Annotated in this window: 17 protein-coding genes; 2 read left to right on the plus strand and 15 right to left on the minus strand. The window is 38.6% G+C overall.

Annotated features, from left to right (window positions below):
* Window positions 1–71: 71 nt before the first annotated feature.
* The 9 genes from IGJ95_RS14395 to IGJ95_RS14435 form a co-directional block, all read right to left on the minus strand.
* Window positions 72–404 carry a hypothetical protein gene (locus IGJ95_RS14395; RefSeq protein WP_023520588.1) on the minus strand — a complete coding sequence of 111 codons (333 nt, stop codon included), beginning with the start codon at window positions 402–404 and terminating at the stop codon, window positions 72–74.
* Between the two features lie 249 nt (window positions 405–653).
* Window positions 654–1,349: a DUF1129 domain-containing protein gene (locus IGJ95_RS14400; RefSeq protein ID WP_010734582.1), complete on the minus strand. Its 696-nt coding sequence runs from the start codon at window positions 1,347–1,349 to the stop codon at window positions 654–656.
* Between the two features lie 80 nt (window positions 1,350–1,429).
* Window positions 1,430–2,530, minus strand: a complete 1,101-nt coding sequence (ychF, locus tag IGJ95_RS14405) for a redox-regulated ATPase YchF (RefSeq protein WP_010734581.1) — start codon at window positions 2,528–2,530, stop codon at window positions 1,430–1,432.
* 8 nt (window positions 2,531–2,538) lie between these two features.
* On the minus strand, window positions 2,539–2,730 hold the full coding sequence (locus IGJ95_RS14410) for a DUF951 domain-containing protein (RefSeq protein ID WP_010734580.1): 192 nt from the start codon (window positions 2,728–2,730) through the stop codon (window positions 2,539–2,541).
* Between the two features lie 18 nt (window positions 2,731–2,748).
* Window positions 2,749–3,639, minus strand: a complete 891-nt coding sequence (locus tag IGJ95_RS14415; RefSeq protein WP_010734579.1) for a ParB/RepB/Spo0J family partition protein — start codon at window positions 3,637–3,639, stop codon at window positions 2,749–2,751.
* Window positions 3,626–4,393, minus strand: a complete 768-nt coding sequence (locus IGJ95_RS14420) for a ParA family protein (RefSeq protein ID WP_010734578.1) — start codon at window positions 4,391–4,393, stop codon at window positions 3,626–3,628. Before IGJ95_RS14420 ends, IGJ95_RS14415 begins: the two co-directional genes overlap by 14 nt.
* 11 nt (window positions 4,394–4,404) lie before the next feature.
* A complete protein-coding gene (gene rsmG / locus IGJ95_RS14425; RefSeq protein WP_010734577.1) occupies window positions 4,405–5,118 on the minus strand; it encodes a 16S rRNA (guanine(527)-N(7))-methyltransferase RsmG in 714 nt (237 codons plus the stop codon).
* A 286-nt stretch (window positions 5,119–5,404) separates the two neighbouring features.
* Window positions 5,405–6,754 (minus strand): lipase family protein, encoded by a 1,350-nt coding sequence (locus IGJ95_RS14430; RefSeq protein WP_438762181.1) that lies wholly within the window; start codon window positions 6,752–6,754, stop codon window positions 5,405–5,407.
* Entirely contained in the window at window positions 6,754–7,272 is a 519-nt protein-coding gene (locus tag IGJ95_RS14435; protein ID WP_023520590.1) for a hypothetical protein, read from the minus strand. Before IGJ95_RS14435 ends, IGJ95_RS14430 begins: the two co-directional genes overlap by 1 nt.
* Window positions 7,273–7,711: 439 nt before the next feature.
* Between IGJ95_RS14435 and IGJ95_RS14440 the strand changes: the two genes are divergently transcribed.
* A complete protein-coding gene (locus tag IGJ95_RS14440) occupies window positions 7,712–8,071 on the plus strand; it encodes a VanZ family protein (protein WP_438762182.1) in 360 nt (119 codons plus the stop codon).
* Between the two features lie 79 nt (window positions 8,072–8,150).
* On the opposite strand, the gene mnmG is transcribed toward IGJ95_RS14440, so the two are convergent.
* Both mnmG and mnmE read right to left on the minus strand, forming a co-directional pair.
* The gene (mnmG, locus tag IGJ95_RS14445) at window positions 8,151–10,052 is read right to left on the minus strand and encodes a tRNA uridine-5-carboxymethylaminomethyl(34) synthesis enzyme MnmG (RefSeq protein ID WP_137073068.1); all 1,902 of its coding nucleotides are present in this window, start codon (window positions 10,050–10,052) and stop codon (window positions 8,151–8,153) included.
* A 14-nt stretch (window positions 10,053–10,066) separates the two neighbouring features.
* Window positions 10,067–11,464: a tRNA uridine-5-carboxymethylaminomethyl(34) synthesis GTPase MnmE gene (gene mnmE / locus IGJ95_RS14450; RefSeq protein WP_153830009.1), complete on the minus strand. Its 1,398-nt coding sequence runs from the start codon at window positions 11,462–11,464 to the stop codon at window positions 10,067–10,069.
* A gap of 339 nt (window positions 11,465–11,803) precedes the next feature.
* Between mnmE and IGJ95_RS14455 the strand changes: the two genes are divergently transcribed.
* Window positions 11,804–12,142 carry a heavy metal-binding domain-containing protein gene (locus tag IGJ95_RS14455; RefSeq protein ID WP_010734567.1) on the plus strand — a complete coding sequence of 113 codons (339 nt, stop codon included), beginning with the start codon at window positions 11,804–11,806 and terminating at the stop codon, window positions 12,140–12,142.
* 160 nt (window positions 12,143–12,302) lie between these two features.
* Here IGJ95_RS14455 and jag read toward each other — a convergent pair whose 3' ends face one another.
* The 4 genes from jag to rpmH form a co-directional block, all read right to left on the minus strand.
* Window positions 12,303–13,046, minus strand: coding sequence for an RNA-binding cell elongation regulator Jag/EloR (gene jag / locus IGJ95_RS14460; RefSeq protein WP_077152055.1), 744 nt, complete (start codon window positions 13,044–13,046; stop codon window positions 12,303–12,305).
* A 14-nt stretch (window positions 13,047–13,060) separates the two neighbouring features.
* Window positions 13,061–13,882 carry a YidC/Oxa1 family membrane protein insertase gene (locus IGJ95_RS14465; protein ID WP_010734565.1) on the minus strand — a complete coding sequence of 274 codons (822 nt, stop codon included), beginning with the start codon at window positions 13,880–13,882 and terminating at the stop codon, window positions 13,061–13,063.
* Window positions 13,879–14,235: a ribonuclease P protein component gene (gene rnpA, locus IGJ95_RS14470; RefSeq protein WP_010734564.1), complete on the minus strand. Its 357-nt coding sequence runs from the start codon at window positions 14,233–14,235 to the stop codon at window positions 13,879–13,881. Before rnpA ends, IGJ95_RS14465 begins: the two co-directional genes overlap by 4 nt.
* 118 nt (window positions 14,236–14,353) lie before the next feature.
* The gene (gene rpmH, locus IGJ95_RS14475; protein WP_002293121.1) at window positions 14,354–14,488 is read right to left on the minus strand and encodes a 50S ribosomal protein L34; all 135 of its coding nucleotides are present in this window, start codon (window positions 14,486–14,488) and stop codon (window positions 14,354–14,356) included.
* Between the last annotated feature and the right edge of the window lie 539 nt (window positions 14,489–15,027).

Genomic DNA, 15,027 nt, shown 5'->3' on the forward strand with positions numbered 1-15,027 from the left:
TTTTTCTTACTCAATATTTTTACTAAACTGAAACGAGTACACTTCAAGAAAGAAAAGATGCAATTCACTTTTTAAACATTTGCTTCGATCGATTCTTTGATCTTTTCAATTTCATTCAAATAATATAGTTTATAGGGAATGCTTAAGCCTTTTTTCTTCGTCTCTTCGTCAAGATACTTTTCATCGACATCTGTATACACAAATAAATCAGCAGTTAGTGTCTCTGGGTTTCTTGTATTATAGCTAATGAAATCCAGCTCGATTTCTGGCCCTAAAACAGACCGCATTTCTTTTTGAAACTTTTTTCCATGCCCAAGAATAAATTGTCCAGTTTTGATTCCGGCATAACCAAACAGAGGCACTCCGTCAGCATTGATAGAAAATATCCATTTGACTTTTTTCATATTCATTCACCCCTTATCGTTTAACTATCTCGCTCAACATATTTTATAACATCAGTGATCATCTCTATTATTTGATAATAACACTCTTTTATTATTTTTTATAATAATAAAAAAAACGTTTTGAGATCATGGTCGTCACTGTCAAATCAATAGAAATAAACAATAAAAAAGAGCACGTGCAGCGTAATGCTAACACATTCTCTTTTTTTTGTTCGTCTCGTAAGTCACATAATTTCTAAGTCCAATAAATTATCTTCTTGGAACAGAAAGACTGCCAACGATGCCATATTTTTTCTTTAAATAGTAACGCAACGCAAGAGCTGCTGCACCGATGATGATGATCACCACTGGATCTAATAACGGGTTAACGATTGGTGGCAACAAGGTTGTTGCTGAAAAAGCAATGACCCAGATCAATGTCGTTCCACCCAAAATCAACAAGGTTTTACCCATTCCAGGTTTTTTACTACGATCAGCACCTGGATACTCATACTGGTAAATATACTTGTACATCAAGTAAAAGACCCATCCACCAATAGCTGAACCTAGTACAAGTGTGGTGATTCCATAAGCAGGTGTTGTTTCACGTGAAAACAATCCAGTGATTGCGATCATGACACTCAATAATCCGAGTAAGAGTAAGGTATTGTCCAACCACATCAACGTTGGTGTCGAAGAAGTTCTCACTTCAACCGGTTTATTGATGATTGCTTCTGTTCTTTCAGATACCGTTCCAAATAATTGGCGGGCTGTTTTCCCACCTTTTTGTTCGGATACTAAAACGGGTAACATCTCATGCAAAGCCGTTACTTTTTCTTCTTCTGATAAATTCGCTGCTTCTAGCGACTTTTTTAAGTCAAAAATATATTGTTGATTACGTTTTGTTAGTTGTTCTTCTAACTGCGCATTTTCTTTTACGATTTCGCGTAACTGTTCTGCTTCCATTATTTTACAGTCCTCCTTAGACGCTGACGGTTGTCACAAAAGACATTTTAACATATCACATACACCGTATGATAGCCTTTTTATACATTAAAACGGAATAACATAACGTCGCCATCTTGAACGACATAGTCTTTCCCTTCTAATCGTACACGTCCGGCTTCTTTCGCTGCGTGCATCGTTCCGTATTGGTCTAAATCTTCAAATGAGACTGTTTCTGCACGGATAAAGCCACGTTCAAAATCGGTATGGATGATTCCTGCAGCTTGTGGCGCTTTGATTCCTTTTTTGAACGTCCACGCACGAACTTCTTGTTCACCTGCTGTAAAGTATGTTGCTAATCCTAATAGGTCATACGCCGCACGAATCAATTGATCCAACCCTGACTCTTCAATGCCTAATGCTTCAAGAAACTCTGCTTTATCTTCGTCGTCAAGCTCAGCAATTTCTTCTTCTGCTCTGGCGCTAACGACAATCACTTCTGCATTTTCTTCTGCAGCAAAATTGCGGACTGCTTGAACATATTCATTCGCATCTGCATTTGCTACTTCATCTTCTGCCACATTCGCAACATACAAGATCGGTTTTGTTGTTAACAAGAATAAAGATTTAACGATTTTTTGTTCTTCTTCTGTAAATTCGATCGAACGTGCTGAACGTCCATCTTCTAATACTGGTTTGATTTTCTCTAACACCGCTAATTCAGCGACTGCATCTTTATCTTTTGTTTTTGCAATTTTTGCCACACGTGTATAGCGCTTCGTCACTGACTCTAAATCTGCTAAGACAAGCTCTAGATTGATCGTATCGATATCTGCTAAAGGATCGACACGTCCTTCTACGTGTGTGATGTTGTCATCGTCAAAACAACGAACGACATGACAGATTGCATCTACTTGGCGAATATGACTTAAAAATTGGTTTCCTAATCCTTCACCTTTACTTGCACCCTTAACGATTCCAGCAATATCTGTAAACTCAAAGGTTGTTGGTACAGTTTTCTTTGGTTTTACTAATTCTGTTAAACGTTGTAAACGCCAATCAGGTACTTCAACCATTCCAATATTTGGATCAATAGTCGCAAAAGGATAGTTGGCAGCCTCTGCTCCCGCCTTTGTAATTGCATTGAACAAAGTTGATTTTCCTACGTTGGGTAAACCCACAATTCCAGCAGTTAATGCCATAAATTCATTCACTCTTTCTCTACATTTTTTTCAAGTACTTTTTTCATTTTTTTCTCAAATTCTCGACGGGTCATCATCACGATATGACCGCAATTCATACATTTGATTTTGATATCAGCGCCCATTCGGATGATCTCCCAACGGTTCGTTTGACAAGCATGAGGTTTTTTCATTTCTACGATATCATGTAAGTCGTACATAACATAGCCTCCCTCTGTTTATTCTTCATCAAATTGAATATTTAGAATATCAAGAATTCTAGTTAAATCATTTTGTGAAAGATATTCGATTTCGATTTTACCTTTCCCATTCTTTTCTTGGATGGCGACACTTGTTCCAAATTTATCCATCAAGCGATCTTCACTCTCACGGATATAATACGGTTTTTCCTTTGCTAAACGTGGGATTTTTTTCTTTTCTTGCCCATCATTTTGATTCAGCTCGGAAACGATCTGCTCTAATTGTCGAACCGTTAGATTTTCTGTTACGACACGATTGGCTAATTTTAATATCAATTGTTTATTTTTTAATCCAAGTAACGTACGAGCTTGTCCCATAGATAATCGTTGATCTTGGACCATTTCTTTCACCAAATCAGGCAATGTCAATAAACGCAAATAGTTTGCGATATAAGGACGACTTTTCCCTAAACGACTTGCGACTTCAGCTTGTGTCAACTTTAAGTTCTTCATCAACATCTCGTAAGCTTCTGCTTCTTCTAAAGGATTCAAGTCTTCACGTTGTAAGTTTTCTAAAACTGCAACTTGCATCATCGCTTCTTCGTCGAAATCTCTGACAATTGCAGGAATCGTTTCTTTGCCAGCTAACTTAGACGCCCGGAAACGACGTTCACCTGCGATGATCTCATAACCTTTCACCGACGAACGACGAACAATGATCGGTTGAAAGACACCGGAGTACTCGATCGAGTTCGCTAATTCTTGCAATGATACTTCTTCAAATGTTTTACGTGGTTGATACGGATTAGGACGCAATTCGTTTAGTGGCAACTGAATGACAGTTTCATCTTTCACGTTGACTGTTTCTAAATTTTCCAAATCTTGAAACAGCGCGTCGATTCCCCGGCCTAGTCCTTTACTTTTCTTCACGATCGACCACTTCCTTTGCTAATGCTTGATACACTTCAGCGCCTCTGGAACGCGGATCATAATCAATGATAGGTTTTCCATGACTTGGTGCTTCTGACAAACGAATGTTTCGAGGAATCACTGTGTCATACACTTTTTCACGGAAATACTTCCGTACTTCTTCCACCACTTCATTCCCTAGATTCGTTCGAGCGTCATACATCGTCAATAATACCCCTTCGATTTCCAATTCAGGGTTGAAGTGTTTTTGTACCAAGCGAACAGTATTCAGCAATTGACTTAACCCTTCTAACGCATAGTATTCACACTGCACAGGGATCAAAATCGAATCACTTGCAGTAAATGAGTTGATGGTTAGATGACCTAAAGATGGCGGGCAATCAATTAAAATGTAGTCATACTGATCGTTGACTTCAGCCAGTGAACTTTTTAAACGTGATTCTCTTGCCATCATTGAGGTCAATTCAATTTCCGCTCCCGCTAATTGAAGAGTGGCAGGCACAATACTCAAGTTTTCATGTTCAGTAGCAATTGTCGCTTCAGCAATTGGTAACTCATTGACTAATACATCATAAATATCTTGTGTCACATCAGGTTTACGAATGCCTACTCCGCTAGTGGCATTTCCTTGTGCATCCATATCTACAAGCAACACTTGTTTACCTAAACTTGCTAAACAAGCACCTAGATTTACAGTTGTCGTTGTTTTACCAACGCCGCCTTTTTGATTTGCAACGGATATAATTTGTGCCATCTCTTCTCCTCCTACTTGATTGGTTGCTTATTCGGCAACCCAGGTTTTCTTGGATACTTCTTCGGTGTTGGTTTCTTCTTCTGTATAATCAGAATGTGGCGTTTGTCCGAGATTTTAGGTAGTTCAATTGCTTGCTCTCCGATAAATTTACCACCTAATTGCGCAATCGCTGGTTTCGCTTCTGCCAATTCTTCTTCGCTTTTCGCAGCTTTCAGTGCATAGAAATAGCCCTCTTGTTTCACTAATGGTAAACACAGTTCCGTCAATACATTCAAACGTGCCACTGCACGAGCAGTCACAAAATCAAATGATGCACGGAATTGCGGATTTTGCCCAAATGTTTCTGCACGATCATGATAAAGAGATGCATCGATTTCTAATTGATTCGTTAACTCAGTTAAAAAAGTGATTCGCTTATTCAAGGAATCAACAATCGTTATTTGTAACTCAGGAAAAGCAATTTTTAAAGGAATACTTGGGAACCCAGCTCCTGAGCCGACGTCACATAAAGTCAGGCCAGTTGAAAAATCAACATCAAATGCCAACGTCAATGAATCATAAAAGTGTTTTAAATAAACTTCTTCTCGATCAGTGATCGCCGTCAAATTCATTTTTTCATTCCACTCCACTAATAAATGAAAATAACGGTCAAACTGCGCCATTTGCTTATCCGATAAATGAATGTCTTTTTCTGCCAAGACTTGGCGAAATTCTTCTGGTGTCATAATTTTTCCTTTCATTGTGAAACAGCTAATTGTTTCACAGAATCTCTTCCTACTTTAACGCAAAATGAGTCGAGTTGCAATCTTTCTATATATAAATTTAAAGGAGGTTATGCCAAATTCGGAAGTAGGTAAATTCTTGTTCTACAATAAAAAAATAATCCGCCCTCGGACAACACAAAAAGAGTGTGCTGCCCATTGCTCACACTCCTTTATTTTCTATTATTTAGTTAGACAACAATCACTTCTCAATAGTGCTTTTATCGATCGTTCACTTTTGTAGCAAGGGTTAGAACAATTGATTCGCTAATTCTTTGTCACGTGCCACCATTTCATTGATTTTTTGGGTGATTTCATCGGCGAGTGTTTGAAACTGTTCTGACATCTGATCGATCTGCCGGATTTTATCTCTAAATTCCTGTGTTGGCTCATCGACAATCTCCCATTTTGTACAATTAACTTCGGCTAATGTTTCAATTACCTCGTTGTACGTCAAATGTGGGGTATAATTGCGTACTCTTCCCAACCAGTCATTCCATAACTCTTCCAACTCCGTGATCCCGTTTTGGTAAATCACGCGAACATTGCTCATCGCCTCATCAAATTTACTTGCTGCGGTCCGTACTACAGCAAATGCTTGGCTATCCTCTAAATAAATTTTTTCTGATTGAGAAAGTCCGCCGCCACTTGCAGTCAGCTTCTTACCTAACTCTTTTAAGGTCAAGAATTCTTTGATTTGAACCTTGAGCCACTCATTTTCTTCTTTCAAACGCTTGATTTCATCTAGCGTATGTTCGCCACTGACTGCTAGTAGTTTGATCATTGCTTCGTTTTCCAAAAGCGTTTGTTGCCACAAAGTTGGGGCTAACAAGATCCCCCCATTGCCATCGACGTATACGATGATCTGTCCATGCTTATCGATATAATTTCCTTCTTTATCAACCCTGAATTGATCCAATGAATGCCCTGCTGTTTGCCACCCCGGGTTATCAATCCCAAAACTATTGATTGGAAGCATCCCTTTCCCACCAGTGAAAAGCCCACTCGTGACGACATCCGAAGTGTCGTAGATATTGATCAGGGTACCGTTGTGATTATCGAATAAGGCTTGTGCAAGCCCTGGTCCTGCCGCGCCGTACGTCACACTATCATAACCATTGATCGCTGCGACAAAAAGTGCTTTAGCGCCACCTAATGAGTGTCCTGTCGTTGAGATCGTATAGCCATCTGATTTGGGATACTGCTTTTCAATTTCACGGGCATAGTTCAAGGCAGAAGCAAATGCACCATTTGAGTGTTTATTACTTCGACCAATTTCCTCAAGGTTAGTATGCCAATCTTTGAGCGAAGTCGTGCCAGCATAGGCAATCGTAAGGTTTTTGGTGATGACGGAGTCAGGGAAGCCAGGTACTTTTTTTAATTGCTCTTCATTGTACCCAAGATATTCCTCTTTTATTTTAGCAACTACCATTGCTTGCATACTATTTTTCTTTGGCTTAGATTCATTACCGATTTTTTCTTTATTTGTATCTACTGTTTTTATGACTATATAAGGGATTTCTTTTACTAGATGATTTACTTTTATCAATCCATCTTCAACTTTATACACAGAATCAGATAGCCACCTATTTTGATCCATCAATCTATCCCTCCTTCGTAATAGATAATTTGTTCATCTGCCATAATCGAATTAATTTTTTCTTTTCTTTTTGTAATATAATAAGGACCAGTTCCAGTGCTATCAGAAATCATGTATATAGGTTTATTTGTTTCTGCGGAAATAGTACTTAAACTTACTTCCTCCTCATATACTCCATTAACAGTGAAATAAATGGTCAAAAAATTCATCGGACTCACTGAATATCCAGTAAATTCAATTTTAGTTATCTCCTTATATTCTCTGACCTCTAACAATGCTTTCAAATATTCTTCCGTGGTCATTTCACCTTGTCCGCAGTCATACTTTCTGAAAATTTCTTCTTCTTTCTCCCGATTGTTTACATAGAGACGATAATTGTTATACACATAATTTGCCAGATCCTTCTGTATTTCCAGCAATTCTTGAAGATCTTCTTCTCTTTTATCCATGTAGATCTTTCCTCCGATTCCTCCTAAGATAATGATCACTAATACACCTAACCAAAGCCGTTTGTTCATAGATCCTCCTTTCAGTTAGCTACTATTTTTGTCAATGCTTCACAATAAGATACGTATATTTCATTTTATTCTGCGATCACATTTCAATATTAAGTTATTTTATGTATACTTATAGAGAGAAAGACAAGTGTTGTGACGTATATTTTTTATAAAGTTAATCTCAATTGATTATAACAAAAATAAGGAGGTTTTTTAGATCAAAAATAAAATTAAAATGTTATTTTTAAAATTTTTAATGCTACTTTCTTGCCTGCTTTTTTCTCGATGGTTTTTCATGCGTTATCTCTATTATTATTCTATTACGCTTTTTCCACCATCTGGCCCTGTCGATTTTTGGGTTCCTTTCTTCTTAGTGATAATCATTACGTTATTCCTTTATGTCAGTCTTCACTGTGCTTTCACAAGAAACATCTATCGGGAATAGCTGGTCTTTTTTTCTTTGCTGTACATCACCTTTCTTATTTATCTACTTTTCTTAAAAAATATCGGGATACGAGGCCTAGAATTTCAGCTATTTTCGTGGGTGAAGGATTTGATTTATGGAGATCCAATGATTGTTCTGTTTAATATTTTACTGTTTCTACCTTTAGGCTGGATTTTACCAGTAAGTTGGAAGAATACTATCTTAGTCCTTTCAGCTGTCTTAGGCGTTGAATGGATCCAATATTTCTTTTACCTAGGTATTTTTGATTTAGGGGATGTTTTTGTAAATACTTGTGGGTTTCTTATTGGTGCATGTATAAATAGGTGGCTGATCAGTCGATGGGATATTCAGGTTTCTTCTTTTTTACATAAGTAATTTACTCTATGTTCTTGCTAACAAAAAAAGAGCCAACGAATCAATCATTCGTCGGCTCTTTTTTTGTTTAGTGCTTTATTTAAGCAGATGTTTCCACTTTCGCAATCTTCCCTTGTTCGATATAGACCATCAAGATGCTTAGGTCCGCTGGATTGACACCGCTGATGCGGCTTGCTTGTGCGATGGTTTCTGGACGGATTTTTTGAAGCTTTTGTTTTGCTTCCGTTGCTAATCCGTTGATCGCAGCGTAGTCAATGTTTTCTGGGATACGTTTGGCTTCCATCCGTTTTAGTTTTTCTACTTTTTCTAATGCTTTTTTGATGTATCCTTCGTATTTTAGTTGAATTTCAACTTGCTCGATTTCTTTACGTGTTAACTCCGCATTTTCTGGAATAAATCGTAATAGATCGGCATAGGTGATTTCTGGGCGACGCAAGAAATCACTTGCTAGCACACCATCTTTTAATGGTGCAGCATTTAATTCTGCTAAAAAGGCTTGGACTTCTGCTGTCGGTTTGATACGAACGTTCATCAAACGTTTGATTTCTTGTTCAACTGCTGCTTTCTTTTTCAAGTAAGCAGCATATTGATCTTCTTTTACTAAACCGATCTGGTGACCCATTTCCGTTAGGCGTAGATCAGCATTATCATGACGAAGAAGTAAACGATATTCTGCTCGGGACGTCAGTAAGCGATAAGGTTCATTCGTTCCTTTTGTGACTAAATCATCGATCATGACACCGATATAGCCGTCACTACGTTTGATGACTAATGGCTCTTTTCCTTGAACCTTCAATGCTGCATTGATTCCTGCAATCAGCCCTTGTCCCGCTGCTTCTTCATATCCACTTGTCCCATTGGTTTGACCGGCCGTATAAAGATTTTCTACGACTTTCGTTTCTAATGTTGGACGTAACTGGTGTGGTTCGACCACATCGTACTCAATGGCATAGCCCGTACGCATCATTTCTGCTTTTTCTAATCCAGCAATCGAATGCAACATATCCACTTGGACGTCTTCTGGAAGTGAAGTTGAAAGCCCTTGAACATACACTTCTTCTGTATTCAATCCTTCTGGTTCTAAAAAGAGTTGATGACGTGGTTTGTCTGCAAAACGGACGATTTTGTCTTCGATCGATGGGCAGTAACGTGCGCCGACGCCTTCAACGATTCCTGTAAACATTGGTGCGCGGTGAAGATTGTCACGAATGATTTGATGGGTCGTTTCACCTGTATAAGTCAACCAACAAGGTTCTTGTTCTAAGTTATAGGCACTGTCCGGTGTGGCAAAGCTAAAATGATTTGGCTCCTTGTCTCCCGGTTGTTCTTCTGTAACAGAGTAATCGATCGTACTTGATTTCACACGTGGAGGCGTTCCGGTTTTAAAACGATCAATGGCAAAACCTAATTCTTTTAAGTGATTGGCTAAACCAATTGATGGTTGTGAGTTATTCGGACCAGATGAATATTTTAATTCACCGATAATAATCTCACCACGTAATGCGGTACCTGCAGTGATAACGACTGCTTTTGAACGATAGCTTGCACCGGTTGAAGTGACTACACCATGACAAACCCCATCTTCAACGATCAATTCTTCAACGATTCCTTGTCTTAGTGTCAAATTCTCTTCTTTTTCAATTGTATGTTTCATTTCACTGGCATAGGCATGCTTGTCTGCTTGTGCACGTAATGCTCGGACAGCAGGTCCTTTCCCAGTGTTCAACATTCTCATTTGAATGTATGTCTTATCAATATTCTTACCCATTTCGCCGCCTAGTGCATCAATCTCGCGTACGACAACGCCTTTGGCTGGACCGCCGACGGAAGGGTTACATGGCATAAATGCCACCATATCTAAATTGATCGTTAATAGTAACGTTTTTGACCCCATACGTGCAGCAGCCAAAGCGGCTTCTGAACCAGCATGTCCTGCACCGACAACGATCACATCATATTCTTCTGCTTGATAATGATTCAAGAACTGTTCCTCCTTTATTTTCCAAGACAAAATTGACTAAACAATTGTGTGATCAATTCATCTTGGACACTATCTCCTACGACTTCACCAAGGTAATCCCAACAGCGAATCATATCCATTTGAACTAGGTCAACAGGCATACCCGCATCGATTCCTGCGATCACTTCTTGTAAAGAGATGGCCGCTTTTTCGAGCAAGGCAATATGACGGGTATTGGATACATAAGTTGCATCTCTTTCGCCAGTTTGCCCGCCAAAGAACAACTCAGAGATGGCCGTTTCTAATCGGTCTAATCCTTCATTATTGGCAACCGAAACAGCGAATACTGGTTCATCCTCGATCAATGATAAAAGCTTGTCTTCCTCTAATTGTTTCGGTAAATCAGTTTTATTCAATAGAATGATCCGTTTCAATCCTTTTGTTGCTTCCAACAACTGTTCATCTTCAATCGTCAACGGCTCGCTTTGATTCAAGACAAGTAAGATCAATTCAGATTCTGCCAAAGCTTTACGACTACGAGCAACACCGATTTGTTCCACGATATCTTCTGTTTCCCGAATACCTGCTGTGTCGATCAGTTTCAACGGTACGCCACGAACATTGACGTATTCTTCAATCACATCTCTTGTCGTTCCCGCAATATCTGTCACGATGGCTTTTTCTTCTCGTAATAAATGGTTCAGTAAGCTTGACTTACCAACGTTTGGACGACCGATGATGGCCGTACTTAATCCTTCTCGTAAGACCTTGCCTTGTTGTGATGTTGCTAAAAGAACTTCGATACGTTGTTGGATCATCTGCGCTTTTTCTAATAGAAGTTTTGTCGTCAATTCTTCGACATCATCATATTCAGGGTAATCGATATTCACTTCGACTTGTGCTAATGTCTCTAAAATTTCTTGTCGAAGGGAACGGATCAATGCAGACAGATTTCCATCTAATTGGTTCAACGCGACACCCATCGCCTTGTCTGTTTTCGCACGGATCAGGTCCATGACTGCTTCAGCTTGGGATAAATCAACTCGTCCATTTAAAAAGGCACGCTTTGTAAATTCTCCTGGCTCTGCTAAACGTGCGCCTTCTCTTAATAGAAGCTGTAAAATTTGATTGACGACAACGATGCCCCCATGGCAATTGATTTCTACAACATCTTCTCGGGTAAATGTTCGTGGTGCGCGCATGACGGATACCATGACTTCATCGACTAATTGTTCACTTTTGGGATCGACGATATGCCCATAATGAATCGTATGACTAGGAACATCCAACAACTGTTTATTGCCACTTTGATAGACTTTATTGGCAATGGTCAACGCTTGATCACCGCTTAAACGCACAATACTTATCGCCCCTTCACCTGGTGGCGTAGAGATTGCTGCAATCGTATCAAATTCTAAGGTTATTTCAGCCATTTTTTCACTTCCTTTTTCATTTTACGCACAAAAAAAGTGCCCACTTCACCCTTTGCAATAAATGGTGAACTTCGCACTTTGACTGCTTGTTCTGTTTAAATTCTGGTCATAGACTATCATATCTAATTCTAGTAATCAAGCTTTTTTATTTATTTTTATGAGAGTCACTAATCAATCTTAAACTTTTTCTGCACAGGGTTCTTTTGACTGAAACTATCATTAGATCACTCTCTATAGAAGTAAATCTACTCTTATATCTTTATCTTTGTTCCAAAAAACGTTACACTTAAATGGTAACGGTATCTACATACTTTTTCTTTACCGAAAGGAGCAAAAATTATGGCCCAATTTAAGCCTAGTGCAGTAGACGGAGTAGATGATCCACGAATCAATGAAGTGGTGTTATCGACAGGGAATATCAATCAAAAATATATCGTCAGAGATATCGTATTTGTCGCAGAATGTATTGAAGGAGACTTATTCGACCCTACATTCAATAGTGATGACATGTTCTTGACAACAAAACAAAAATTAAAAAAGAAAGTGTTAGATTATGGCGCAAATGCAGTCATCAATTGTCACTTTGAATATCAACAAAAACCCCGAGATGGCAAACAGATCATCGAACTTTTTGCTTACGGTACCGTGATCCAATTTGTCCAAACAACGATTGGCTGATCACAAAAAAACGTGCAGAGCTTTCGCTCTGCACGTTTTTTCTACCAAAGTAAAGACTACCATCGTATACTCCGATAAGAATGATTTCTAATAAAATATACTTTGTTTGGAAAAGTTTGTCAATCTGATCGCAAGATTTTGGTTCTTCTCTGCGTAATCGCTATCTAGCTGGTTCGACAACTAAGTAACGATATGGTTCATCACCTTCTGAGTGGGTTTGTACTCCCTCATGTTTACTTAATGCCGCGTGGATTTGTTTGCGTTCAAACGCAGGCATCGGTTCTAAAAATACAGGATGTCCCGTACGCAAGACTTTTTCTGCGGTGCGCTCAGCTAAACGTTGGATGATCTCTTGTCGTTTTTCACGATAGTTGCCCACGTTTACCACGACAGAGAGTTTATTACCGGCTACTCGATGAATGAACACTTGCGCCAAATATTGCAAAGCATTTAACGTTTTTCCATGTTTGCCGATCAACAGACCTTGTTTATCCGTTTCTAAATGGAAGACGATCAAGTTCGCTTCTCGTGTCATTTTTACTACAGCTGGTGCATTTAGTTGCTGGGAGATCTCAGTGAGATAGGTTGCTAATTCCGATAAAGCTGCTTCGTCACCTAATTCACTTTTTTCTTCAATCAAGTCCTCAGGTTCGATTTCACCCGTATCTTCTGTTTGAACAGATGTTTCTTCCAACACTTCTTCTACGGTTTCTTCGATCGTTTCAGAGACAACTTCGCTGATATTCGGTTCGATTGAAAGTTTGGCATTTCTTTTTCCCATTCCGAGAAATCCTTTTTTTCCTTCATCAAGTATCTCAATAGCGACTTGCTCTTTTGCTAGTCCTAACTCATTCAATCCAATTTCAACAGCTTCATCTACGGTTGCAGCTTCATAAATCGGCATTTGCATTCCCTCCCTTATTTTTTACGTTTTTTCTTAGGACTTTGTGCCTTACGCAAAGCACGTTCTTTTTCACGGATACGTTGTGCTTCTTCTTCACGCTCACGTTTGATTTTAAATGGATTATTGATCAATAGTGTTTGGAACACTTGGAAAGCATTTGATACTACCCAGTATAATGAAAGTCCACTGGCTAAATTGACCCCCATAACTAAGATCATCACTGGCATCGCAAAATTCATGACTTTCAATGAAGCGTTCGATTCCACTTGGCTCATGCTTGATAAATACGTACTTGCAAATGTAAAGATGGCAGCCAACACTGGTAAAATAAAGGTTGGGTCAGCGTTCCCTAAGTTCAACCATAAGAAGTGACCTTGACTCAACGCAGGAACACGAGAAATTGATTGCCATAAAGCCATTAAGATTGGCATTTGTACTAATAAAGGCAAACAACCTGCATATGGATTTACACCATTTTCAGCATATAACCGTTGTTGTGCTTCTCTTAACTTACTTTGTGTTTCAGGATCTTTTGAACTATATTCTTGTTGGATCGCTTTTAGTTTTGGTTGAAGTTCTTGGGTCTTACGCATACTTTTTGTTTGGAAATGCATTAATGGTAATAAAATTACGCGAATGATGATCGTGAATAAAATGATCCCGATCCCAACATTTCCAAATGACAATGCTTTAATCGCTTCTGCAAAATAATAAACAATGTAGCGATCCCAAATTCCTGTACTTTGTGCGCTGACTTCTCCAGTTCCACAACCGGATAAGACGATGATCAGACCGACAAGTCCGGCCATCAAAAGTAAACGTTTGTATTTCTTCACTTACTCTTTTCCTCTCTGTCGATTATTTTTGCAAGCTTTAAGACATGGACTAAGTTGGAGCGAATCTCATCGTAAGTCAGTCCTTTGATGCTTGGTCTAGCAATCACAATAAAATCTAATTCCGGCTCGATCTCTTCTTTCAATGAATAGATCGCCGCACGGATTTTTCGTTTTACTTCATTGCGACATACAGCGTTTCCGACTTTCTTACCTACAGATAAGCCAACACGAAAATGCGGTTGTTCCTTCTTTTCTAAACGGTACACGACAAACTTACGGTTAGCAAAGGAAGCGCCGGTTTGAAACACCGCTTGGAACTCTCGTTCTTTTTTCACTCGATACGCTTTTTTCATTCGTTTTCTTTCCTTTTCTATCTCTCACTTACGCTCCCAATCATACCATATTTCCTATAAGTCTTTCACCTTTTCCTCTAAAAAAGGGCATAAAAAAAACCACTGTAACCCCAGTGGTCTAAGCTGAAAGAACTTTTCTTCCTTTACGACGACGGCTAGCTAAAACACGACGTCCATTTTTAGTACTCATACGTTTACGGAATCCGTGAACTTTTTGACGTTTACGTTTATTTGGTTGGTATGTTCTTTTCATCTTGTTCCACCTCCAGAAATTCTTATCTACATGTACATGAATTAAACACAGACATACTTTGATAGTATAACGAGTACTTAGGTGATTTGTCAATATAAAAAAAAGCTTTTATTCGAAAATAATTCTCTCATTTTATCCACAACGGTATTTTTCGCGCTGTGTTTTCAATGTGGATAAAGTTATACACAGAAGTTTTCCACAGTAATTTACCCTTGGTTTTTACACAGAATAAACAGCTGAAAATAAGTAATCCACAATTTCATAATTTCCTGTGCATTAATTTCTGTAAGTACTGTCATTATTACTTTTTTTATCCACAACCCACTGGGTAAATCTCTAGTTTTGTACCACTTATCCACCTGTTGATTACTCTTGTGGATATCTTTTTTTCCTCCCTGTGTTTTTCTTCTTTTTTTTTCTTCTGGATAATGTGGATAATTGTTATAAAAAATTTTTTTCTTTTCTTTCTGTGGAAAACTTTTGTAAAAAATGCTAAATTAGTACTAGCTATTTACTTTTAATGAAGGAGGAGGCCTTGT

The sequence above is a fragment of the Enterococcus sp. AZ156 genome, from assembly GCF_051714165.1.
Taxonomy (GTDB): domain Bacteria; phylum Bacillota; class Bacilli; order Lactobacillales; family Enterococcaceae; genus Enterococcus_B; species Enterococcus_B pernyi.

What these genes read in the sequence shown, in the direction of transcription:
- IGJ95_RS14395 (WP_023520588.1), bottom strand. Translation starts at nt 404, where the DNA reads ATGAAAAAAGTCAAATGGATATTTTCTATCAATGCTGACGGAGTGCCT.
- IGJ95_RS14400 (WP_010734582.1), bottom strand. Translation starts at nt 1,349, where the DNA reads ATGGAAGCAGAACAGTTACGCGAAATCGTAAAAGAAAATGCGCAGTTA.
- ychF (WP_010734581.1), bottom strand. Translation starts at nt 2,530, where the DNA reads ATGGCATTAACTGCTGGAATTGTGGGTTTACCCAACGTAGGAAAATCA.
- IGJ95_RS14410 (WP_010734580.1), bottom strand. Translation starts at nt 2,730, where the DNA reads ATGTACGACTTACATGATATCGTAGAAATGAAAAAACCTCATGCTTGT.
- IGJ95_RS14420 (WP_010734578.1), bottom strand. Translation starts at nt 4,393, where the DNA reads ATGGCACAAATTATATCCGTTGCAAATCAAAAAGGCGGCGTTGGTAAA.
- rsmG (WP_010734577.1), bottom strand. Translation starts at nt 5,118, where the DNA reads ATGACACCAGAAGAATTTCGCCAAGTCTTGGCAGAAAAAGACATTCAT.
- IGJ95_RS14430 (WP_438762181.1), bottom strand. Translation starts at nt 6,754, where the DNA reads ATGGATCAAAATAGGTGGCTATCTGATTCTGTGTATAAAGTTGAAGAT.
- IGJ95_RS14435 (WP_023520590.1), bottom strand. Translation starts at nt 7,272, where the DNA reads ATGAACAAACGGCTTTGGTTAGGTGTATTAGTGATCATTATCTTAGGA.
- mnmE (WP_153830009.1), bottom strand. Translation starts at nt 11,464, where the DNA reads ATGGCTGAAATAACCTTAGAATTTGATACGATTGCAGCAATCTCTACG.
- IGJ95_RS14455 (WP_010734567.1), top strand. Translation starts at nt 11,804, where the DNA reads ATGGCCCAATTTAAGCCTAGTGCAGTAGACGGAGTAGATGATCCACGA.
- jag (WP_077152055.1), bottom strand. Translation starts at nt 13,046, where the DNA reads ATGCCGATTTATGAAGCTGCAACCGTAGATGAAGCTGTTGAAATTGGA.
- rnpA (WP_010734564.1), bottom strand. Translation starts at nt 14,235, where the DNA reads ATGAAAAAAGCGTATCGAGTGAAAAAAGAACGAGAGTTCCAAGCGGTG.
- rpmH (WP_002293121.1), bottom strand. Translation starts at nt 14,488, where the DNA reads ATGAAAAGAACATACCAACCAAATAAACGTAAACGTCAAAAAGTTCAC.